This is a genomic window from Parashewanella sp. 2210YD4-3 (assembly GCF_056591735.1).
Window position 1 is genome coordinate 189,171 of sequence record NZ_JBWQOG010000004.1, and the last position, 24,361, is coordinate 213,531.

The window sequence follows — 24,361 nt, forward strand, 5'->3', positions numbered from 1 at the left end:
AAAACAGTTTTTATACCGTGCTATCAGCAGGGACTCGATTCAATTACCTCTCTATAGATATCAGTGTTATAGAGCAAGACAAAAGCACAGACAATTACAGCCTTAATGGTGCTATCGACGCATTTAACTGTGTTTTTAAAACATCATCTAATAACTTTAAACTGAAGTAACTACCAAGTGATATTTATCCAGTGTAATTGGGCTAGTAAGCAGCTCGAATTTGGACACAAGTGAGTTACATTTACAAATACAAAACACATTTAGACTCTTTTTTTTCACATATGAAAACTGCCTTTTCAAGGCAAAGAAGATAGCCTTAAAAATCTTTGATTCGTAATAACTGAAACTCTTAATTGTATAAAATATGAACTTTTCTTATATCGTTCAATCTTACGTATTACTGTTTATTTGATTTTTAGGTTAAGAATGCAACCACCTACTTTGGTGATTCTTACCTGTGCTGTAAATCGAGCGGTAACACAAGGATTTGTTCCTACTGCGATGCGCATGGGATATCACGTTGTTTTGCTCAGTTCGTATGCTGAAGATTATCAAAAGCGCTTTGACAAAGTTGACGATCAATCATTATCAATTTATCAAGTCGATACTAGTCATCCCACTTTAGTCATTGATTTGATATTGAGTCTGCAACTCTCTCCTAAAGTTGTTATGTCCAATAGCGATCACATTCAAGCCACAACAGCTATAGTGGCGGGTTACTTTCAGTGTCCAAGAAAAAATTGGGACATTTGTTATAAGGCCAAAAACAAGGCAGCAATGCGTAACCGTTTATTATCGCAAGACTTACCAACCCCGTGGTTTTTAGAAGTAACAAATAAAGACCAAATTCCTCCAAATATACCTTTTCCTATTGTGGCCAAACCTCGTGAAGGCGTTGCAAGTTTGAATGTCAAAATTTGCCAAACTCAAGACGAATTGATTGAGTTTTGTAATGACTATGATTGGTCGACTGCATTATTGCTAGAAGAATTCATCAAAGGCGATCTTTTTTCAATTGAAACTCTTTCAGACGGAAATCAAATACAGGTAGTTGGTGGGTTTGACGTTACGTTAAGTGCTTGGCCTTATTGTTACGAAACAGCTGCTGAGTGGAATGGTGATAATGTTAAAAAACATCAAGATGAAGCATTAAGGCAACTAAAAGAATTTGGAATTGATCTTGGTGTTTGTCACAGTGAGTTTATTGCGACTGAAAACGGACCAGTATTGGTAGAGATTAATTATCGCAGTATTGGGGACGGCTCAGAATTTTTTGTCAATAATTTATCGAGTTTTGATTGGTTTGAAACCATCATTAATATTCATGCAGGGCAACAACTTCCGCCGCTTGAATTAAATTATTGTTACGGACAACTTAATTATATAAGTGCAAATGACTGCGGTACGTTAACGAGTCAACCTTCGTTTTTACATCTCCCGGAACAATCAAGCTGTCGTCTGATGCGACTTAGAGAACTAGGTGAAAAGATAACGATTACCAATTCAAATAAAGATTACTTAGCTCTGCTGATGACTTGGGGGAATGACAAATCACAATTACAGGCCAATACCTCTAATTTGCTTTCCAATATTCATTGGGAGGTAACTCAATGAATGCCAAAGAATATATCAGTATACGCATCATAAATACGTGCCTGAAAGAAGATGTTCGAAGTATTTTGAGTAGTGGCATTATCGTTGACACACTTGATGGTGCGATAGCAGAGGTGTGGCATCACGAAAATCCTACCGCTTGGCTAATCATTTCCCATATAAATCCTTATACCATTTATGTTCCCCTGCTTGAAGGTGACAGCATTCAACGCTGGTGTACTGCAACTTCAAGTTGGCTCTATACGTCGCCAACAAATGACAAAATAAAAGAAGGTAGCGGTTATATAGCTTGGCTTGATTTGCTTTCATCAGGTCTACCTGCAGAGCAAAAGAATAATTACGATTTATTTAGAGAGGAAGCTAAAACCGCCGAATTACAATGCGAACTTTCAAATGCAGCCAAAAATAAGTTTAAAAGCGATTGTTCTTTTAATGGAACATGGCATGAAACGCTTGCTGAAAGCGAACAAATTGCCGCATTTGGTGATCATCCATACTACCCCACAGCCAAAGCAAAAGTTGGATTTAATGAAAGGGAGTATCGTAAATACTCTCCAGATTATGCTAATCAATTCAAATTAAGGTGGCTGGCCGTTCCGCTGCAAGAAATAGAAATCACCTCGAAGCAACCTTCTTGTTGGCCAAGCTTTAATGACTTAGAACTAGCGGCTCATTTATCGGAAAGTCATGTACTTGTTCCTATTCATCCGCTCACAGTTAAACAACTACCCATTCTTCCTGACAATTATTATTTAAGCGAAAAAGCTTATCTATCAGTCAAACCGACTTTATCTATGCGTACTGTTGTTTTGATAGATTTTCCAAATATTCATATCAAGCTCCCTATTGCAATAGGAACCCTTGGTAGAAAGAACCTGAGGTTGATCAAGTCAGGCACTATTTTTGATGGACATTGGTTTGAGAGCTTGATTAACACAATACTTAGAAGTGATAAAACGCTTGCTCCACTTGCAAATCATGTTAATGAGCAACATGGTGCGTACTGCAAATCAAACAAAAACATCGCGTACATTGTTAGAAAATACCCTGATCTCAATCATCGAGTAGCGGTCTGTTCAGTTGCTTCTTTATGCTGTGATAAAAATTATCTTGTCCAACTAATAAACCACTATTATTGCGGCTCAGTAGATTCTTGGATTGAAGACTACTTTGATTTGGTCATCACGTTTCACCTTACCCTTTGGGTTAAATATGGAATTTGCCTTGAAGCACATCAGCAAAACTTATTACTCATATTTGAATCCAACAAGTTAAGTTTATTACTAAAAGATAATGATTCTGGACGAATCAATTTTACCCAGCTCGATCCTTACCTACAGCGCGTTCAATCCCCTTTATGTAAAGAAGATTTAAACGATATGCGAATCGCAGTACAAAGCGACACAGAATTGGCTGAAATGTTTATTACCATCACTTTACAGCTTAATATTCTGCCTCTGATCAACATAGTTAGCCAAAATGATCACTCATTTAAAACGAAGCTCATCAACCTCTTTTCCGAAAAAATAAAACTGAAATTGCATAATTTCGAACAGCAAGGCTTGAATATTGATTTTGCCCAGCACGCTTTGTTTGAGCAAGAATATTATCCAGTTAAATATATGCTGCGATCTGGTTGCTTAGAAGAAAAGGCAGCATTGAAAATCAAAGATATTAATAAATGTTATGGCTACTCCGGCAAAAACTTTTTAAGGAATACCGCATGGCCAGTTTAATCTCTCAGTTAAGTAAGGAACATTCAAAACGAATTACATTTATCATTTTGTTTTGTCATTTTCTCAGTGCCTTCGTTGCACTAGGTATGCCGCTGTTTCTACCAATTATCTTAAAACAATATGCGGGTGCCATTCACATATCCCTAATTGGCTTTCTTTATGTATTACCTGCGCTGGGGACGACCATATGCTCACCGCTTTGGGGAAAATTTGCTGATACATTCGGAAAACGCTTGTCACTTCTAAGAGCACAAATAGGCTTATTTATTAGTTTTATCATCTGTGCTTACGCTCCCGATTCAACGGTATTCATAATAGGGTTATTTATCCAAGGAATCTCAGGTGGCTGCTTAGCCGCATCAAATGCTTACTTAGGTGAACGTTTCCAAGGAAAACAGCTTTCTTCCGCTTTAAACCTCACTCAGGCATCGGCAAGATGCGCCTTTATCATTGCACCACCAACAATCGGGCTGCTATTGTCCGTCATTCCCGCGCCAAAGCTCATGAGCTATCTGAGCTTATTGCCTTTATTGGCGTTTATCATCAGTTGGTTATTTCTAGATGAACGCCTAACAAGTAGTGCAAATGTACAATCCGACAATGTAGCTCCTGATAAAGCTCAGAACAGCAATAAACATTTTCTCAGTATTCTAGTTGTTAATTTTTGTTATTGCTTTGCGTTGGTAATGACGTTTCCTTATTTTCTCCCACTAATGCATCGATTGGGTGTGCAATCTAGTTTTATTATTGGAATGCTGTTTGGATTACCTCATCTTATCTATCTGTTTCTGGTGCAAAAATTAAAAATGCTAAAGCTATCTGCACGGCAACAAATTTGCATCGGCTTCTTTAGTCTTATGTTTTCTGCCGTTTTACATAAAATTGCAATAAACATTACCGCAATTGTTATTGCACGAATTTTCTTAAGCCTAGCGATGTTGTTTTGCTTCAGTGGCATACACACATGGCTAAGTAAGCATGCTGACTTAAATCGCTCAGGTCATTCATTTGGTTGGTTCGATAGTAGTGGCAAGTGCGCAGGTTTAATTGCTGGTGTATTAGCTGGGCAAATGGTCAGTCATTTTAATATTACAGCACCTTACATACTTGCAGCCTTGATTGCAGTCTTGGGAAGTGTCATTGCATGGACGTTATTAAATCACTCAACAATAGAGCCGTAACCTATTAATGTGGAGTTCATGCAATGAATAAAATAAAACTTGAACTAGAAGAACAAATTTCTAGCTCATCTGCTTTAAGTACAGTCAATGAAATTGAAGCAAGGTGGTCACTCGCGCAAATAAAAGGCATTGAACCTTTATTGAACTGTTATTTACGAGAATTTGCCATACCTAACAATCAATGCGAGGTTCTCACTAGTCATGACCTCCAACTATCCGACATGTGGCTGAAAGTAACGTTCAGCAATGAACAAAGTTGGCTATTACTACAAGTCTCTCACATGAGTTTACTCGGTAAAGTAAAGCTTAAGGGAATAGTGAAATTACAAACGGCATCAGAAGTTAGTGATCTTCTAACTCCAAATGAATTTTGCATATTGCTGTTAAGTCATCTAGCACGAACTACGCAAACAGGTTTCAATCTTGAGTTGTTGAAGCAGATACAAAATAGCATCAATAACATTACATTATTTAGTGCAAAACGGCGTGAGTTTATTCCATCAATATTAGTTTCTAAAAATGGGGCAACTTCATTACTTAATGCAGAACAAAGCATACTTTGGGGTCATACATTTCACCCAGCACCTAAAAGTCGAGGAGGAATTTCTCAACAACAATTATTAGAATGCTCGCCAGAAGTAAGATCATTAGTTCAGCCATTTTGGTTTAAAGTGAAAGCTGACTTAATTTCTCATATAGGTGACTCTAAAACGGAACAAGTTGTTTACCAGCAAAGTCAAACCGAATTCTCATATTATTCCTGCCATCCATGGGAAACTGAACTCATAATCTCGCAGCCTTTATTAAAGAAGGCTATGGCATGCGGTGATATTGAAGTAATAGGCATCAATGGCGAGTCTTTTTACCCAACCTCATCAGTCAGAACTCTTTATCAATCATCTAAAAATCAATTCGTAAAATATTCCATGCATGTCCGATTAACTAACTGTATTAGGAAAAATGCAGCTTATGAGTTACATACAGCCGTGTTTCTTTCTAAGCTGGTTGCGAAGTTAAAACAAGATTCTCCGAAAGCTCTAAAGTATTTTGATTTTATGAGTGAGAACTACGCCAGCAGTATCGATCTCTCAAGCTTTGTATCTGATAAAGATGAGAAAAAACAACAAGAGTTATTGTTTGAATGTTTTGGACAAATTATCAGACAAGGCATATCCGTTAACTTGATGAAACAATACGAACCCGAAGTGGCTTGTTATCTATTTTCTGACAACGCTAATGGGGAAGGTGTATTACGACTACGTCTCATGGCTAGCGCTGAGCAATCCAAAGAGAAGTATCATCAATTATGTGTGAATTGGTTTCAACACTATGCCAAATTGTTGATCAATTCGATTCTTTATTATTTTAAACAGGGCGTTGTATTTGAGCCACATTTACAGAACATTTTGGTCGGTTATCGAGAAGGTGTTCCTTGCCGCCTTTGGATTCGAGACATGGAAGGTACAAAATTAATCGACAACCAATGGCCTAAAGATAGATTGCGAACATTGACTGATATTCAAATTGAGTCAATTCATTACTCACAGCAAAAAGGTTGGAATAGAGTTAACTACTGCCTATTTATCAATAACCTTAGTGAAGCGATAAACCATTTGGCAGAGGATGATCTTTCCTTAGCAAAACAACTATGGTCAATTGTCTTAGATTGCTTAATTTCATTCCAATCTCAATTTGGTTTCACCAAAGAAGTAGAGGAAATCATAAATGGAGCAGGACTGATCTCCAAAGAACCATTGCATGTAAGGTTATTTAAAAAACATGACAGTCAATCTGGTTATCAAACCATAAAAAATCCCATGATTTCTAACACTAAGGAGAGAAAATGAATAATCCTCTCATCTTGCCTATACGGAAACATTTGCAACGAAAGCCTTTGAATCCATTTTGTGCATACATGTACGATTTGAATGCATTAAGCACTCATCTAAAAAAAATAATGGATCATCTTCCCAAAAATGTTCAGATGTTTTATGCCGTAAAAGCTAATCCAGATCCCAAAATACTTAAGGTTTTGAGTCATTACGTTCATGGTTTTGAAGTGGCATCAGGCGGAGAGCTATCACATGTTGTTCATGAAAAGTTAGGATTACCAATTACATTTGGGGGGCCTGGAAAACTGAAAACGGAATTAGCTAAAGCACTGGATAATAAAGTAGAGATGATACATGTTGAGAGTATGACTGAGCTGAGGCGACTTTATGAACTTTGCAAAGTTAAGCAGTGTCATTGTCGTATTTTAATTCGAATGAATATCCCAATTTCAGATATTCAAGTGAGCCGACTTGCAATGGGTGGCGTTCCATCTCCTTTTGGCTTTACAACAGAACACATCGAAGAAGTGTTGAATTTTTTGCAGTCTGACAATGTAGCCTCTCTTTTAAAATTTGAAGGTTTTCATTTCCATCTCATGTCTCATCAATGTTCACTAGAAAAACATATAAAGTTACTCAAATTGTATTTTGAAACAGTCATTAAATGGGCTGACCACCATTCGTTGAACATAAACATGATCAATGTTGGTGGCGGTATTGGTATCAATTATTTACAACCACAAAATCAATTCGATTGGGGTGAACTTTGTATTGAGCTTGAAAAATTAATCGCACAATATCGGCTGCAAAATACTGTTATAAGGTTTGAATGTGGTCGTTTTCTTACCGCTTTTATGGGATTTTATATCGCTGAGGTTATTGATATTAAACAATCCTACGGTAAATGGTTTGCAATCATTCACGGTGGAACTCATCATTTCAGAACCCCTGCAGCTCAAAGCCACAGCCATCCATTTTATATAATATCGAGAGGAAATATTGACTCAGAGTGTATTCCAGAGGGCTTCGAAATATCAAACTCCCAAGTAACAATAGTTGGGCAACTCTGTACTCCCAAAGATGTTCTTGCTATCGATCAAAAAGTTAAAACTCTTCATATAGGTGATTATGTTGTTTTCACACATGCAGGCGCTTATAGCTGGAACATATCCCACCAACATTTTTTGATGCATGAACCACCAGAATTTATTTATTTGATGGATCATTAGCAGATTTCTATCTCACTTTGAGCAAAATAAGTTTACTCAAACACTAAAAGTCAATTCAGTATACTTTTAATGCCTTATACAGATATTAGTCATCTCCAAAAGCTTCTATCGTAAAGGTTATAATCAACTATTACCTTTCTTATCAAAAAACAAAGTCCCCAATAACCAATCGAATAAAGGGTATGTGATATTAAAATTCTTTTTGACCATCAACTTATGTTCATGGTGCATGACATGAAGTTGCTTTAACTGCCACCAAAAAGGAATTTTTTTAAGAAAGGAATCATCAGGTACATGAAAACTTAAATGCAAAGCTTCATACAACAAATAACCAAATATGGCGCTACTGACCATTAAATATGCTGCATTAGGGGATACATAAAAATACAAACCACTACCTATAGGTAATGCGATACCGAGGATAAAAGCTAAAATTAGGTATGAAGGAAATAACACCACTCTCCAGTCTTTTAGCGTTTCCCAGTTCATATTGTTTTCATCAAAAAAATGATGGTGATCGCCTGTATGCCTTTGGTAGAAAAAGCGACCAATTTTAGTCCTCCTGTGTCCAAGCCAGCGATGAGCCGCATACTCTGAAAAATTCACACAAATTAGGGTGATAGGTACTGTCAACCACTCAAGCAAGCTTACGTTCTTTACTTCAAAAGCAGAGTAAAGAATAACGACTAGACCTACAGAAAAAACAAAAAAGAAATGAAAGTGAGGGTGATAATGAGCGCTCATATTTGAGCGGTAACTCTCTCTAAAAGCAGAAATGTTTTCATCCATGATTTATTTTTATGATGATTCAATGAGTTTCACCAATGTAACACAATGATAATGTAGCGCAAATTCAACCAAAGATTTTATTTGGTTGTGAGTAATATAGCTAAATCAGTATAAAATGGCATTCTCAGAGCTTTTTATTGATTTAGCTATAAGGGGAGCATTCAGCATTCTTATGAGTAATACTGTACTGCAGACCCGTTATTCGTAACTCTGTATCGAAAACCGCTCAATGAATCGTATTCTGGCCCTACTACATAACCTTCAAACTGAATATAACTGTTTGGAAGATTCAAAGCTTTTCCCCATAAATAGTGCTCCAATTCACGCTGTCGAAATGCTAGCTCAATTTTAGGCGCTGCAAATTGTGGGCGCTCATGCCGATCAAGAATTGTTAAAAATTCATCTATGGCTTCTTTATATGTTGTCTCTTTGTTTATTAATATTTGATACTCTCTTCCCGGTCTAACAAAGCTAACAACTTGAGTCTGTTGCTCGTTTAAACTGTGCATACTGTACGTTTTTTGAAGTTTTTCCCAGTTTAAAACAGCATCAGATTTAGTAACCTGAACTGACAAATTCTCTACGCTCATGACAAAACCTTACAACTTATTTACTTGATAATAAGTAATAACAGCTTTAAAACAGAATACAAAGAGCCCACGAACCACACACAAAACAACACTAAACAAAACCAAATAAAAACAACATGTTAAGCAATGTTAATTGTTTATTACTTTTACTTAATCATAGAAATATTTTATTTGTAAAGGTTTCAAGAAAGTAAAAAGGAATAGGACAAAAAATGCCCGACATTTTCTTTCGGGCACTCTAAAAGTCAAGGTTACAGCCAAGCAGGCATCTTCTGCTCAAAAGCTTGGATTTGCTTTAATCGATGCAAAGACTTACCAATACTATCAACGCCTTCAAGTAATGATTTTTGATTCACTTCTTTTATGTCAAAGCTGAATTCTTTGTCATTAACTAATAAGGTCTTTTTTACTAGATTAACCTCAATCGTTAATACATTTGTTTCAGCTAACAAAAACAGTTCGCTGACTTGAGCATCATTTAAAATAATTGGTAACACACCGATGTTGATGCAGTTGCCGTAAAAAATATCGGCGAAGCTTGGGGCGATGATCACTTTAAAGCCATATTCTTGCAGCGACCAAGGAGCGTGTTCACGACTTGAGCCACAGCCAAAATTTTCTCTCGCCAAAAGAACGCTTGCACCTTGATATTCTGATTGATTCAGTACAAATTCTGGATTAGGAATATTGCCGTGATCATCTAAATAACGCCAATCATGAAATAAATGCTGTGCAAAACCTACTCTTTCTGTCTTCTGTAAAAACTGCTTAGGAATGATTTGGTCTGTATCGACATTGGCCTTATTTAATGGCAACAACTTCCCAGAGTGTCTAATAAACTTTTCCATCACCAATTCCCTCTAAATTAAGTAATGCAGGTTCGATAAATCGTCCCGCAATTGCAGCCGCTGCTGCCAGTTCAGGGCTAACAATGTGAGTACGGCTGCCCCTACCTTGCCGACCTTCAAAGTTACGATTACTGGTTGAAGCGCAACGTTCTCCCTCTTTTAATACATCATCATTCATCGCTAAACACATGGAGCAACCGGGTAATCTCCACTCAAATCCAGCTTCAACGAAAATTTCATCCAACCCTTCTTTTTCAGCTTGTTCTTTTACGCGATAAGATCCGGGAACGACTATGGCTGTTACATCCTTAGAAACTTGCTGACCTTGTATGGTATTAGCGGCAGCACGAAGATCTTCAATACGAGAATTAGTACATGAACCGATAAATACATGAGATATTTTTATATCTGATATTTTGGTACCCGCGGTTAATCCCATGTATTGCAATGCCTTAGCACAGGACTCTCTTTCAACGGCATCATCAAAAGAATCTGGATGAGGTACATCCCCATCAATTTCTGAAACTTGATCAAGAGACGTTCCCCAAGTAACTTGAGGTTTGATCTCAGCACCGTCCATAATAAGCACTTTATCGAATTGGGCATCAACATCGCTTTTTAATGTTTTCCAATCTTCTACAGCCTGCTGCCATAATTTCCCTTTTGGGCAATAATCTCGTCCTTTAAGGTAAGCAAATGTCGTTTCGTCTGGCCCAATTAATCCTGCTTTAGCTCCGAACTCAATGCTCATATTACAAATGGTCATGCGCTGCTCCATGCTCAACACATCTATTGCCTCACCGCAATATTCCACTATATGCCCAGCGGCACCTGCGGAGCCGGTTTTACCAATAATGGCTAGAATAATATCTTTGGCGCTAATCCCATCACCAACTTTGCCATTGATCTGAATTTTCATCGATTTGGCTTTGTTTTGTCTTAGTGTTTGAGTCGCAAATACGTGCTCAACTTCAGACGTACCGATACCAAAGGCTAATGCGCCAAATGCGCCATGAGTCGCGGTATGGGAATCACCACAAACGATAACAGTTCCCGGTAAAGTCAACCCAAGCTCTGGCCCTATAACATGGACAATCCCTTGATTTTTATGCCCCATACCAAATAAGGTAACACCAAAATCAATACAGTTTTTTTCTAACGTTGCCAGCTGATTAGCCGCGTTTTTTCCTGCTGCATCCATGGCTATTGAGCGAGTAGAAATATTGTGATCCATAGTGGCAAAAGTGCGTTCAGGATGACGTAGCTGCCGACCATGAAAGCGAAGCCCTGCAAATGCTTGCGGAGATGTTACTTCGTGGATCAAATGTCTATTTACATAAATAAGTGGCGTTTCCCCTTCTTGCTGTTCTACTAGATTTCGCTGCCATAACTTGTCGTATAGTGTCGAAGCCATATTACTGCCCTCCCTGTTTTGTCGACGCATATTGAACAATATGCTGGCAAATTTTTTCACCCATTTCAGCGGTTGATAAGGCTTGGTTCTGACTTGGGTCAGACACTAAATCACGAGTAAAGAATCCTTGTTCTAACACAGCCGATACAGCTTGTTCGATAGCATCAGCGGCCTGTGGTTGATTAAGGCTAAAACGCAGCATTAATGACGCAGATAGAATTTGGGCAACAGGATTAGCAATGCCCATTCCGGCAATATCAGGAGCCGAACCACCAGCAGGCTCATACATGCCAAACCCAGATTCATTCAAACTGGCCGATGGTAAAAGCCCCATAGAACCAGTGATCATGGCGCAAATGTCAGACAAAATATCGCCAAATAAGTTAGAGCATAAAATCACATCGAATTGATTCGGCGCTCGTACAAGTTGCATTGCCGCATTGTCGATATACATGTGTTCAAGTTCGACATCAGGATAATCTTTAGCAATATCAATAACGACTTCACGCCATAATTGCGAAGATTCCAAAACATTTGCCTTATCAACTGAGGTTACTTTGTTGTTACGTTTTTGTGCGGCTTCAAAAGCAAGACGAGTAATGCGCTCGATTTCAGATCGAGAGTAAATCATGGTGTCGAAAGCGGCTTCTTGTGCTGTATCCTGTTCCCGACGACCTTTCGGTTCGCCAAAATAAATGCCACCGGTAAGCTCTCGCATCACCAAAATATCAAAGCCTGTTGATGATATATCTGCTCGAAGTGGCGATAACTGTGACAAAGACAACTGCAATTGTGCTGGACGCATGTTACAAAACAGCCCAAAGTGACCTCTTAATCCAAGTAACGAAGCACGCTCTGGTTGTTCACTTGGCGGTAAGCTTGACCATTTCTCACCACCTACTGAACCGAATAAAATAGCATCGGCTTGCTCACAACCTTTCAATGTAGATTCAGGCAATGCAACGCCATGATGTTCAATGGCACAACCGCCCACATCATGGTGATCATAATCAATTTCAAAATCATATTGCAGCGATACAGCATTCAATACTTTTATCGCTTGTTCCATCACTTCAGGACCAATTCCGTCCCCAGCTAATACCGCTACACGTAACATGCCAAATCCTTATTTAATTGCTGCTGATTTATTTTTAATTGAGTCACCGTCCGCGATAGGTGAATACTATTTAAGGCGTCCACCAAAGCGAGTGCTGAAGCTTTTACGACATCCGTTTCGATACCATAGCCATGGAAGCGACGATCACCCCATACAATTTCAAGCGCCGCTTTTCCTAAACCATCGCCACCCGAACCTTTATTCGAGATTTTGTAATCTTCAACTTTAAATTCAATGCCAACAGCGTCTTTAACCGCCTTAATTAATGCATCTACAGGCCCGTTACCTGTCGCTGAACTTATTTGGCTTTCATTACCGATAGCGATATCAATACTGGCCGTAGCAAAACGGCCTGTACCACATTGAACATTAAGGGTATTTAGTCGGTAAAAAGCAGAATTAGATTGTTGATTAATATTAAATATTAAGGCTTCTAAATCATCGTCGAATACTTGCCCTTTTTTATCAGCTAAAGCCAAAAAATCTTGGTATAACTTGTCTAGGTCAAAGTCAGTGTCGTTATATCCTAGGCTCTCCATTCTGTGTTTAATAACATGACGACCACTTCTAGAAGTTAAGTTCAATTTGGTCTTACAAATCCCAACACTTTCAGGCGTCATGATTTCGTAAGTATTACTGGCCTTTAACATGCCATCTTGATGTATACCCGACGAATGGCTAAATGCATTGCTGCCCACGATAGCTTTATTGGGTTGCACTGGCATATTACACAGTTCACTGACTAACCTAGATGTTTTAGCAATTTCGTTATGATTGATATTTGTACACAAACCTAGCATTTTTTGACGGGTTTGAATGATCATGGCAATTTCTTCTAACGAACAGTTTCCGGCACGTTCACCAATACCATTAATGGTACATTCGACCTGTCTTGCTCCAGCTTGAATAGCAGACATAGAGTTCGCGACGGCCATACCTAAGTCATTATGGCAATGTACTGAAATTATGGCCTTGTCGATGTTAGGAACTCGGTTGAATAACTGCTCAACAATGCTGCTAAATTCGTTAGGCAAAGTGTAACCGACTGTATCAGGAATATTGACTGTGGTAGCACCTGCTTTAATGGCACTTTCCACCATGCGACATAGATTATCGATTGAAGTACGCCCAGCATCTTCACAAGAAAACTCGACATCATCAGTGAATCGTCGAGCAAATTTCACCGCATTTATCGCCATTTGCTCAACATCGGAGAACTCGCGCTTCAATTTTTGTAACACGTGAATATCCGATGTCGAAATAAAGGTATGAATTCGAAATTGATCAGCGACTTTCAATGAATCCGCACAAGCTTGAATATCGGCTTCAATAGCTCTCGCTAAGGCACAAACTCTTGAGTTTTTTACTGTTCGCGCGATGGTTTGAACTGACTCAAAATCACCAGGAGAAGAAACAGGAAAACCAACTTCCATCACATCAACACCCAGCTGCTCAATGGCTAACGCAATTTGCAATTTTTCATTCACTGAAAGACTGGACGCCAAAGCTTGTTCACCGTCCCTTAATGTAGTGTCAAAAACGATCACTCGATTATTCATGGTTCCTCCAGATTTAGTGATTTTGGAATGCACATAAAAAAACCCGCACTTCGTAGGCGGGTTTTCTGGTCTCAAATGAAATTAACCAAGCATCCCACGCCTACTTTTAAATAGGAGTAAGAGGTTCAGTGAGAGTAAAAATGCAAATTTCATAGAGTTCAAAAAATATATTTATATTAATTAATCATATAATTAAACACTTATGACATCACTGTCAACCCTAAAAAGAATAATTATTTACTTATACAAAATAAAAACTCAAGCAGGATTATGCTAATCCACTTTTATATAAGAGTTTTTCTTTTACAATAATTCGCGCCTGCTTTTCTCGAAATAACCTTTGAGAGCAGTCACCACATTACTGAGCCAAGTGGTTGTTTGTTAATTAAAATACATTAGAAGAGAGAGATACTGCTTCCCAACGAGCCTCGATAATACGAAGTACCATACTCGGAAGACTGGTAAACATCACGCTTAAATTCACTGCTATCAATTTGTACTTTTTAGCATTTGATGTGGAATAGGATCTGAATATTTATGTTTTAGCTGATACAAAGATAATGAATACTGGAATGATATACGATACGGACTTAACACAACGAATAACGAAAGCTACCCTTATGATTGCAAACTATTCTACGTAGAAATACCAGTGCTGTAGAACTCTACTTAAACAGCACTGATATTACTCCAGAATAATTTGGGAAAGTTAATCAGATAACTCAATCGGGCGCTTGGCAACTTTTGTCCAAGTTCTATTAATGGAGGCAAAACTAAAATGTTTAGTCGAGGGCACGGTAAAAAACTGATGGAATTCCATCACTTGAAATTGCTTATTATCTATACTAAACAAATCCCAATCTCGTTGATGTGCGATGCGACATGAATCATCATTACCCGGAGTGAACACCTCTGATAAACAAACCGTTAACCCAAACTCGGTCTTTTCCAAGTAATATCGAATGCTTAACATACCATCATCTTTTAGCTTCCATCGACTTGGTCTTTTACTAATTTCATTTACGCTCAACTGACCATCATTATTTCTATCATTAGTTAAGACGCGCAATGCTGTCCCATCGGCGTTTATTTCTATCCAAAATGAATTAAGCGAACTAAATCGGCTTGTTTTAAGCTGATAAATGCCGACAACATTTTGTTGATTCCATTTTTGTACAGAATTATTTTCAATTAAATTAGATGTATATGAGAAAAACTTACTATCCTCTTCAGTTTGAACTCCGAAGTAATTATGAGGTTTATCAGACGATAGGAAGCGATATTTAAACTCAACCGTTTTACCATCTGAATTCTTGGTCAACACATTCAAAGCACCGTTGTCAGAAAAATTATAGTCAGCTTCAACCTTAGCGAATTTGATAGAATAACCCACACTATCTTCAGTTAGATATGGAGCATGAATTTCGGCTTTATTCTCTTCTTTAAAATTGATCTTCATTGCTCTTTTGGAGCCTAGAAGTGATAACTTATTTTCATCATCGACCAAATGAAGAGAATCAAACGCAGATATCCCATAAGTTACGCCTTGTTTAAGTAGTGTCATACTATCTAAGGTATTACTTTTTTTTACAAAGGCTATGGAAACAGGCTCTCCCAAAGTAGGAGATGTTGCAGGCTTTTCGTTATTTTGATATTCAACATAAAACTCAACTTGATTAATAAATTGAACTTTATTAGATGTTGATAATATTGGTTTGAAAAAGGCTTTAGTCCAATAACGATTTTTTAAAAAAGATCCATCAGGCTCATTAACATGGTCAGTGTCGACTAATAAACCTTTTTCAGGGAATATTATTTGAATCCCTTTTTCTGGAACAATATCCCATGTTAATTGGATTTTTGAGTTTTCAAAGGTATAACTCCCTGTTCCATCTTGCTTCAAATCAAAACGCTCACCAATGCCGAAAGTTGAATTGTTCAACCTATAATAATCATTCACGAATACATCTTTTGAACCGACATTGTCTGAAAAAACTTCAGGGTTGGTTAGCGTCTCCTTCGTCGCTTTTTCAACTTCTTTTATTCCTTTTAAGCGCGCTTGATTCAAATATTCAGTCACTATTGGCAGATCATTGACTAATGCCAATGTGTCATTAACCCCTTCAGGCAACTTAAGAGTCGCAAATTTATCTGTATGATCGATAACTAACTTAACAGCAGTAGCAAGCGGTAATACTAATTCAACGTCTATCTGATCACTCAAGCGATTTAACATCTCTACATCTGCAACTTCGTTACCTTTATTGATTTGATGCATTAAAGCGCTTTTCGCAGTAGTCACATGAGTAATATTTACTCCAAACAGCTCATTTTTATCTAGTACTTTGTCATCACCAGCAATATTAATGACCTTTTCTAAGCTATCTATGTATGACATTAATTTAATATGGCTACTTTGTCCTTCACCTAATGCCGTAATTTGGACTAAGTCGGTTAATTGAGAATCATCAACAGAAATTGAAAGGAGATAGTTTCCATCTTTATCCGCTTGTGTTTCGAATACTTTTTTATTCACACGAGCTTTAATTTTTGCATCAGCGACTGGAGAGCCTGCTACCTTGCCTTTTAATGTTACCCCTACCATATTAGATTTTACTGTCACATTTACAGACGATGTCGTTTTTCCGCCATCGTTATCACTAACAGTTACTTGGAAAACAAGTGGTGTATCTTCTGTAACAATAGGAGCTGTAAACACCAAATTTTTTTCGTTTGTCTTTTGTAACGCTATGGAAGGGCCTGAAGTTTGACTCCATTGATAGGAAGCAACTTGTCCATCTGAATCATTTGCTTCGGCTGATAAAGTAACTTCTTTTCCCTCAAGTACTTCTTTATTTGTTACTGAAACAGCAGGAGGGGCATTAACAGCTTCAACTGGCTTAGCGCTGCTTTGTGAGTTACCGGAACCACCACATCCTACAAGTAATCCAGCTAGCACGACACTCAACAATGTTCGTTTTTTTGTAATTATATTTGGCACCAAAAAATCCATTTTTTCTCCGAATGAAAGCGATATAAGTCATTGCGAGATGTATCGTATCAAAGATACGCTCCTTAATTAACATTTTGTTAACAAAAAAGGTAAGGTATAGCATCAAAAATAAAAGTTGAATCTTAAAACCCAAGCAACTAGAATTGCATTCGAACACTATTCGAATGCGAGTCAAATCATGTGTCCAGCACCTAGATTTACCGTTGAGCAGCAACAGCAAATGATCCTTGATGCTGCTGCTCAGGTCATTGAGTCCTCTTCATTGATGGACTTTAAAATGACCACTATTGCGAAACAGGCAGGCTTATCTGTTGGTTCACTGTATAAATGTGTACAGACAAAAGAAGACGTGATCATCGCACTGGCTTGTGAAAAAGATGAGCATTTCTATCAATTATTTAAACGAATTTTTGATACTTCGCTCACCATGCCACAAAAGCTAATCGCCTTCATTTTGCTTGATCCAAATAAGTCACAGAAATATAGCTTTGATTTGGATTTGGACATTTTATCGAAAAGCGAAGCAGTGATCCGTCGCTGCTCTCCTATGTGGAAGTCACGTATTTTAGAACTTGAAAATAAGATGAGTGATCTATGCAGACAAAAGAATATTGACTGTTTCAATTCAGGAGAATTTCTAGGAAATGACTTGAGTGCCATATATGAACTTAGTATTGGGCACTGGGCTATGTCGATGGGATTTAAGCAAATCAAGAATCATATCGATGTGGTTTCGCAGCATTTACCGGGGGCAGAATGCCAAGCCGCAACTGATGTTGAAGAAAACAGTATTGTTGCCATGAGCCATTTTATTAATGCGCACCCTTGGAAAGAGCCACTGACAGCAGCAGCCATAGAACAAACAAAACTAGAGCTAGAAGCTCTTGGATATAGATAAAACATTAGGAAAATTAACATGCCCAAGCAAAAGCCACTCCTTAATTGGAGCCTGACTTTTATTGCCATCGCCAGCATTGGTTATGGTCTTTACCACTTTAAATCTTCCGAAATTAAAACGGCAATGGAGCAGACACAACCTGAATTTCCATCACCTATCAATGCGGTAACTGTTGATTATTCTGATTATAAAGAGCGTGTAACGGTACCCGCTGAAATCGTTGCACCAGATTCATTAATGCTAACCAATAGCTTTGCTGGAAAAATCACTTATTTGGATTTGCAAAGTGGCTCAACAGTCAAAAAAGGACAGAAGCTACTCCAAGTTGATATCAGCGAGGAATTAGCACAAGTTAAGACTGCAAAAGCTAAAGCAAAATTAGCGAGTAATGAGTTAGCACGAACCAAAGAGTTACACCGTAAAAAACTGGCTTCTGATAACGCATTAGACAAATCACAAGCAGATGCTCAAATCAGCCAAGCTGAAGTCGAAAGAATTCAAGCCATTATTGATAAAAAAACCATTCATGCTCCCTTTGATGGTGTTGTTGGACTCCACAATTTATCTATCGGTGAATATCTAGCACCCAACTCTCAAGTGGCCAACCTTGTCACTGAGCAGCCACTACTTTGGGTCGACTTTAATTTGTCACAAGTTCAAGCACAGCGCTTGAGTGGCGAAAAAGTTGAAATGATCATTGAAAATCACCCTAAAGCAGAGTTTGCCGACATCATTGCAAAAGAGCCTGTCGTTAACGCTCAAACTCGTGGTGTTAAATATCGTGCAGAGCTGAAAAAAACGTCAGATATGAACCTAAGTCCAGGTACTTTTGTTGAGGTAAAACTACAGCAAGGCCAAAACAAGCAGATGATCAAACTGCCAAAGCATGCCGTATTGCGTCAGCAATCTTCTCGCTATGTTTATGTACTGGTACCTGAGAATGAAGGTACTTATCGAGTACAACGCCGCGACGTCACAGTATTCCAAGATGACAGTGAGTTCAGCTACTTGGCAGATGGCTTAAAAGTAGGTGAGCAAGTTGTGTCTTCGGGCGCATTTAAACTCTACCCAAATAAGCTAGTCAATATTCAACAAGCTGGTACGCAAGAAAATAATAAGGGTTAGTAATGTCTGCTACATCTTATAAAGCCCGTTTCACAGATATGTTTGTGCAACGGCCAATTCTAGCCATTATTTTGTCCTTGACCTTAGTGATCATCGGCACAATATCCGCGCTAAAATTGCCAGTACTTCAGTATCCTCAAATTGAGAATACGTCATTAAACATTACTACGGTTTATGTTGGAGCTTCGGCTGAAGAAATCCAAGGTTTTGTAACCGATCCGATAGAGAAAGCCGCTGCGACCATAACAGGGGTAGATTACATCAGCTCAAATTCGACCGCTGGCGTAAGTGATGTAAAAGTTCAGCTCGAACTCAATGCTAACAGTACGAAAGCATTAGCAGAACTGAATACCCGCTTAAGCCAAATTCGTTTTGAGCTACCTCGTGGTACTCAAGATCCAAGTATTGACGTGGTTCGTGCCGATAGACCTTTTGCTTCGTTCTATCTGTATGCCGATACCAAAGAGTTCAATATTGCTGATTTGAGTGACTATCTGACTAGACAAGTTAACCCGCTATTTAATTCGCTTCCCGGCGTGCAAAAAGTTGGCTTAGTCGGTAGTCGCTCACCTTCTATGCGTATTTGGTTAAACCCAATCAAAATGTCGATGATGAATGTCAGTGCTAACGATATTCAACAGGCTTTGATGACCAATAACGTAGCCGCTACCTTTGGCAGCACCAAAACACATAATCAACGCATTGATATTGTCGCCAACACCTTACTTGAAGATGCTGCGCATTTTGAAAATATCGTCATCAAGGAAATGGATGGACGCAGCATCAAGCTTAGCGATGTCGCAAAAGTAGAACTTGGCGCTGAACAAGGTAACGAAGTTTCAGGCTTGAGTGGTAAAAACTCAGCTTATATTTCGGTGTTTGCGCAACCCGGTGCAAACGAAATTGCCATTGGTGACGCGCTTTATAAAAAGATTGCCGAAATAAACCAACGTTTGCCAAAAGATCTGCAAATCAAGATTGCTTACGATGCGACTGAATACATGCGTGACTCAATTAAGGAAGTATTTTCTACTTTGATTGAAACTGTGTTATTGGTTGGTATTGTGATCTTGTTGATGATGGGTTCATTCCGTACTGCACTAGTCCCTCTGATCACTATTCCAATCTCAATCCTTGGCGCTGTAGCGGCCATGACTTTGATGGGATTCTCATTAAACCTATTAACGCTATTAGCGATTGTTCTATCGGTAGGCTTGGTGGTTGATGATGCGATTGTTGTTGTAGAGAACGTTGCAAGACACATGCGTAACGGCATGAGTGGCCCTAAAGCTGCGTTGCTAAGTTCGCGTCAGTTGTTCACGCCAATTATTGGTATGACCATTACTCTTGCAGCCGTTTACGCACCGATTGGTTTTCTATCTGGCCTAACAGGCGTGCTGTTTAAAGAGTTCGTATTTACGCTAGCAACAGCCGTATTAATGTCTGGTGTGGTCGCACTAACGTTATCGCCGATCATGAGTGCTTATGTCTCTCCTGAGGGTGGCAAAGAAGGCAAGATCACTCAGTTCATCAATGGTCAATTTTTGCGCCTTGAAAATGCGTATTCTGCCTTCTTGAGTCGTGTATTTAATCACCGCCCTCAAGTGGTTGCTGTAGCGATATTTTTCACTTTGCTGATCGTGCCGCTGTTTATGTTCTCAAAGTCTGAGCTTGCACCTGTTGAAGATCAGTCTCAAGTGCAGATGTATGTGATTGCGCCACCAGAATCAACCGTTGACTTCACTAGCCAGCAAATTGGTGAGATAGTAAAAGCCAACCTTCAACTGCCAAATACTAATGATATGTGGCATGTTGCAATGCAAACGACTGGCTTTGGTGGATTGCTGTTTGATCCTGTCGGTGAGCGTGAGCAAAGTATTCAAGAGCTTCGTGGACAAGTTTATGGCGTGATCAGCCAGTTTCCAGAAGTGAATGCTTTACCTAACTTGCCCTCATCACTGCCAACTTCTGGTCAGTTTGATGTGGAATTGATAGTGACCTCATCCGATCCTCAAGCAAATATGTCAGGTATTGCACAGCAGTTAGTATATTCAGCATTTCAATCGGGATACTTTATGTTTGCCGATACGGATTTGAAAGTAGACTTACCTCAAATCAAATTTGAGTTTAATAAGTCAAAAATTGCTGACTTAGGCATGACCATTAGTGATGTTAACCAGCAGCTATCTTTCTTGCTATCGGATAACTATGTGAATCGCTTTAATCTAGATGGTAAAGCTTATAAAGTGATTGCACAGGTACCAGATGAGTTCCGTAAAGATCAGCAAGCCATTATGCAGCTGCAATTAACGGCTCCGAACGGCAAGCAATTCTCACTTTCAAGTATTGCAACGGCATCGACTCAAGCTGCGCCTCGTGCTCTATCTAAGTTTGGTCAACGTAATTCATTTAGAATTTACGGCGGTATTGTTCCTGGTGTAACCAAAGATCAAGCGCTGACTTCTCTTGAGCAAGCCGCTGCTAATATTCTGCCAATGGGCTACAGCATTGATTACATTGGTGAGTCTCGCCAGCTACGTAAAGAAGGCAACACCTTGGTGAGCGTGCTGGGTATTGCTTTGATCTTCGTCTTCTTTGTACTAGCCATTCAGTTCAACAGTTTCCGTGATCCGCTGGTTGTATTGCTTGGTTCTGTACCTCTAGCACTATCTGGCGCACTGTTGTTGTCGTTTACCAACTTCACCACCATCAATATTTACTCGCAGATTGGTTTGATCACCCTTGTGGGACTGGTTGCCAAAAACGGTATCTTGATTGTGGAATTTGCTAAGCACCTACAGCTTGAAGGCAAAGACAAAACAACCGCAGTTATTGAAGCTGCTAGTGTTCGTCTACGCCCAATCTTGATGACGACTGCTGCAACGGTATTAGGTCACTTCCCGCTAGTATTGGTCAGTGGTGCTGGTGCTGCTGCTCGTAACAGTATCGGATTGATATTGGTGGCAGGTATGTTGATTGGTACTTTCTTTACTTTGTTTGTATTGCCAGTAATTTATTCATATTTAGCTGAATCGCATCAAACGAAAGAAGTGGAAGAAATTTAGAAGACTCTTTAAATAAAGAATCATTACCCTTTGGTTGGTTTTATACCATTCACATCAATTAACTGTGGTTAAAGGGGAGCGTTAGCAAAGTAAATACAAGGCGTAATGACGAATCATAGCCGTAGCTATGGTGAGGAATTACAACGATGTAGTTACAAAGCTAAGGCTTCATCTAAAACATAGTTAAGTGATACGAATGGTATTTACCAGCCTTTTTTATGCAAACGTTTGGGGGAAAGCATTGGTTTCCTCGATCAACTTATCCAAATAAGCTATCTGTAAGGGGTAAAAAAATTGTGCTGAGTTATGATCTTTAAAGTACTCGAATTGAGCGTTCAATAATTGTTTTAAGAAAGGTAACATTTTAGCATCGTGAGTTTTCAACTATTGACTAGAGTGCGTATATGGTCCCTAACTCCGGCTAACGAAACTATTCCAATTTCGTTTCTACAAAACCATCATAAAAGCACATCCCTCTATGCTTTAGGATTTAGCCCATATTCATTATCATTGTGGCTGTTTTGAGCATAAAAAACGATAAGCACAATAAGACCAATAATAGGGATCAAGCCGATCAACTGCCACCAGCCTGAACGCCCAGTATCGTGTAGCCGGCGAGCACCAACTGCTAGTGTTGGCAAAAGCAATGCCACTGCATAAGCCGTCAGTAACATAGGAACATTAATGGTTAGTGCAACAATGATCATGCCAAAGTAAAACAGCCAATAGAACAGCATGTACATCCAAAATTCGGCTCGAGTGGCTCGACCTGTGAATGTGGCGTATTTTTTTATCGCACCTATAAAATGTTCCATAAACTAACCTACTTCTTCGGTTTTTCTGAAATCCATAAATGGATTTTACCTTTTACAACTTCAATGCCTTTGGTATCAAAAGCCGTTACAATCACATCTAAGTCACCTGCTTGCCATTCTTGCTTAACTTCAGCCACACAACGAATATCACTCCCCGCTTTTGCGGTGTAATCAACCTTCATTCCTTTCGGTATCCATCGAAGATGCTTAGGAATAGAGCTTTCTGCAACGGCTCCCATGGCCATTTCTAAACCATTACAAATCGCAATCACATGAACCGTTTTTATATGGTTCTCAACGCTACGTCGTTTTTTGATGACGCACTCGCAGTAATTCGCTCGAAGCGTGGTTATCTTAGGATCCGCAGAGCCAAAATAAGGCGCCTTATGACAAAAGATTTTCGAAAAAAGCCATTTTCCAAAGGGATACTGGCAGCACTTTTTATAAAGGCTAAGTACTTTGTTATCACTTGAGTTAATTTGATTTTCCATAACTTCCATATTCAGTGGTCGGACGAGCATATGATTTAAACTAAATCACAACGTAAGACAGTGCAATAACTTTCGGTATAATGCCTACATTGATAATTTATAAACGGAAAAGAAGTTGAATTTACTTAAAACTTATTTCAAGGGAGTGGCAATGGGGGCGGCAGATGTCGTGCCCGGTGTTTCTGGCGGTACGATTGCCTTTATTACAGGGATTCTTGATACTTTGCTTGGCAGCATCAATAAAATCAAGCCATCGTTATTTGGCATGATTAAACGTGAAGGTCTAAAGGCCACATTCGATCATATCAATGGCGGTTTTTTGGTTTCTTTACTAGCAGGCATTTTGACTAGTGCCTTTACATTAGCCAAGCTCATTTCTTGGTTACTCGTTACTCACCCAATTCCAATCTGGTCTTTCTTTTTTGGACTTATTTTGATTTCGGTTGTGCATGTCCTTAAACAAATTAATGGCTATACCGTTCAAAGGCTTATTAGCTTCGTTTCGGGGATAGTCATTGCTTGGGGATTGAATCAACTCACCCATATTGGTTTAGAAATAAACACCCTTACTATCTTTATCGGTGGCGCTATTGCTATTTGCGCCATGGTCTTACCGGGTATATCAGGCGCTTTTCTATTGCTTCTTCTCGGCCTTTACTCAACCATTTTAGGTGCAGCTAAAAGCTTTGATGTCACCACTCTTGCCGTATTTGCTGCCGGAGCTTTATGTGGATTACTGAGCTTCAGTCGTTTTTTATCTATGCTGCTCTCACGTTGGCACGATGCTACCCTAGCCTTTTTAACTGGGTTAATGCTGGGTACACTTGGGAAGATTTGGCCTTGGAAAATCACTCTTAGCTGGCGCACGAACTCTAAAGGAGAACAAGTGCCACTAGTTCAAGAAAACCTATCTCCTTTTACTTACCAACATACCACAGGCGAGTCTCATCAATTGTTATTAGCCGTGATCTGTATGTTGAGTGCTATCGTATTAGTGTGGGGATTGGAAAAAGTCGGAAGTCGCTCCGATACTGATACAAAGTAA

General features: G+C 38.9%; 18 protein-coding genes. 9 read left to right on the forward strand and 9 right to left on the reverse strand.

Going from position 1 to position 24,361, the window contains the following annotated elements:
* Window positions 1–426: 426 nt before the first annotated feature.
* The 5 genes from AC1EU0_RS08075 to AC1EU0_RS08095 are packed head-to-tail and all read left to right on the forward strand — an operon-like array spanning window position 427 to window position 7,592.
* Window positions 427–1,614: an ATP-grasp domain-containing protein gene (locus AC1EU0_RS08075; protein ID WP_480301846.1), complete on the forward strand. Its 1,188-nt coding sequence runs from the start codon at window positions 427–429 to the stop codon at window positions 1,612–1,614.
* Window positions 1,611–3,350 carry an IucA/IucC family protein gene (locus AC1EU0_RS08080; protein ID WP_480301848.1) on the forward strand — a complete coding sequence of 580 codons (1,740 nt, stop codon included), beginning with the start codon at window positions 1,611–1,613 and terminating at the stop codon, window positions 3,348–3,350. Before AC1EU0_RS08075 ends, AC1EU0_RS08080 begins: the two co-directional genes overlap by 4 nt.
* Window positions 3,338–4,531 carry an MFS transporter gene (locus AC1EU0_RS08085; RefSeq protein WP_480301850.1) on the forward strand — a complete coding sequence of 398 codons (1,194 nt, stop codon included), beginning with the start codon at window positions 3,338–3,340 and terminating at the stop codon, window positions 4,529–4,531. Before AC1EU0_RS08080 ends, AC1EU0_RS08085 begins: the two co-directional genes overlap by 13 nt.
* 23 nt (window positions 4,532–4,554) lie before the next feature.
* Window positions 4,555–6,378, forward strand: a complete 1,824-nt coding sequence (locus AC1EU0_RS08090) for an IucA/IucC family protein (protein ID WP_480301852.1) — start codon at window positions 4,555–4,557, stop codon at window positions 6,376–6,378.
* The gene (locus AC1EU0_RS08095) at window positions 6,375–7,592 is read left to right on the forward strand and encodes a type III PLP-dependent enzyme (RefSeq protein WP_480301853.1); all 1,218 of its coding nucleotides are present in this window, start codon (window positions 6,375–6,377) and stop codon (window positions 7,590–7,592) included. Before AC1EU0_RS08090 ends, AC1EU0_RS08095 begins: the two co-directional genes overlap by 4 nt.
* 123 nt (window positions 7,593–7,715) lie before the next feature.
* Here the strand turns inward: AC1EU0_RS08095 and AC1EU0_RS08100 are convergent, their stop codons facing one another.
* From AC1EU0_RS08100 to AC1EU0_RS08130, 7 genes are all read right to left on the reverse strand, one after another.
* Complete coding sequence (locus tag AC1EU0_RS08100; RefSeq protein WP_480301855.1) at window positions 7,716–8,381, reverse strand: sterol desaturase family protein; 666 nt, start codon at window positions 8,379–8,381, stop codon at window positions 7,716–7,718.
* A 170-nt stretch (window positions 8,382–8,551) separates the two neighbouring features.
* A complete protein-coding gene (locus AC1EU0_RS08105) occupies window positions 8,552–8,971 on the reverse strand; it encodes a hypothetical protein (RefSeq protein ID WP_480301857.1) in 420 nt (139 codons plus the stop codon).
* Window positions 8,972–9,222: 251 nt separating this feature from the next.
* On the reverse strand, window positions 9,223–9,819 hold the full coding sequence (gene leuD, locus AC1EU0_RS08110; RefSeq protein WP_480301859.1) for a 3-isopropylmalate dehydratase small subunit: 597 nt from the start codon (window positions 9,817–9,819) through the stop codon (window positions 9,223–9,225).
* Window positions 9,803–11,233 carry a 3-isopropylmalate dehydratase large subunit gene (gene leuC, locus AC1EU0_RS08115; protein ID WP_480301861.1) on the reverse strand — a complete coding sequence of 477 codons (1,431 nt, stop codon included), beginning with the start codon at window positions 11,231–11,233 and terminating at the stop codon, window positions 9,803–9,805. The genes leuD and leuC overlap by 17 nt, the downstream gene beginning before the upstream one ends.
* Before the next feature lies 1 nt (window position 11,234).
* Complete coding sequence (gene leuB, locus AC1EU0_RS08120; protein ID WP_480301862.1) at window positions 11,235–12,350, reverse strand: 3-isopropylmalate dehydrogenase; 1,116 nt, start codon at window positions 12,348–12,350, stop codon at window positions 11,235–11,237.
* Window positions 12,338–13,909, reverse strand: coding sequence for a 2-isopropylmalate synthase (leuA, locus tag AC1EU0_RS08125; RefSeq protein ID WP_480301864.1), 1,572 nt, complete (start codon window positions 13,907–13,909; stop codon window positions 12,338–12,340). The genes leuB and leuA overlap by 13 nt, the downstream gene beginning before the upstream one ends.
* Before the next feature lie 709 nt (window positions 13,910–14,618).
* Entirely contained in the window at window positions 14,619–16,910 is a 2,292-nt protein-coding gene (locus AC1EU0_RS08130) for a PKD domain-containing protein (RefSeq protein ID WP_480301867.1), read from the reverse strand.
* 127 nt (window positions 16,911–17,037) lie between these two features.
* Here AC1EU0_RS08130 and AC1EU0_RS08135 point away from each other — a divergent pair, with 127 nt between their 5' ends.
* From AC1EU0_RS08135 to AC1EU0_RS08145, 3 genes are read left to right on the forward strand one after another with little or no spacing between them, the layout of a single operon-like run.
* Entirely contained in the window at window positions 17,038–17,820 is a 783-nt protein-coding gene (locus AC1EU0_RS08135) for a TetR/AcrR family transcriptional regulator (RefSeq protein ID WP_480301869.1), read from the forward strand.
* Window positions 17,821–17,838: 18 nt separating this feature from the next.
* Window positions 17,839–18,945: an efflux RND transporter periplasmic adaptor subunit gene (locus AC1EU0_RS08140; RefSeq protein ID WP_480301870.1), complete on the forward strand. Its 1,107-nt coding sequence runs from the start codon at window positions 17,839–17,841 to the stop codon at window positions 18,943–18,945.
* Window positions 18,946–18,947: 2 nt separating this feature from the next.
* The gene (locus tag AC1EU0_RS08145; protein WP_480301872.1) at window positions 18,948–22,010 is read left to right on the forward strand and encodes an efflux RND transporter permease subunit; all 3,063 of its coding nucleotides are present in this window, start codon (window positions 18,948–18,950) and stop codon (window positions 22,008–22,010) included.
* 476 nt (window positions 22,011–22,486) lie between these two features.
* Here AC1EU0_RS08145 and AC1EU0_RS08150 read toward each other — a convergent pair whose 3' ends face one another.
* Together AC1EU0_RS08150 and AC1EU0_RS08155 are read right to left on the reverse strand one after the other, a co-directional pair.
* A complete protein-coding gene (locus AC1EU0_RS08150; RefSeq protein ID WP_480301874.1) occupies window positions 22,487–22,825 on the reverse strand; it encodes a DUF805 domain-containing protein in 339 nt (112 codons plus the stop codon).
* An 8-nt stretch (window positions 22,826–22,833) separates the two neighbouring features.
* Window positions 22,834–23,316, reverse strand: a complete 483-nt coding sequence (locus AC1EU0_RS08155) for a hotdog fold domain-containing protein (RefSeq protein ID WP_480301876.1) — start codon at window positions 23,314–23,316, stop codon at window positions 22,834–22,836.
* 115 nt (window positions 23,317–23,431) lie between these two features.
* Here AC1EU0_RS08155 and AC1EU0_RS08160 point away from each other — a divergent pair, with 115 nt between their 5' ends.
* Window positions 23,432–24,361 (forward strand): polyprenyl-phosphate transporter, encoded by a 930-nt coding sequence (locus tag AC1EU0_RS08160; protein ID WP_480301878.1) that lies wholly within the window; start codon window positions 23,432–23,434, stop codon window positions 24,359–24,361.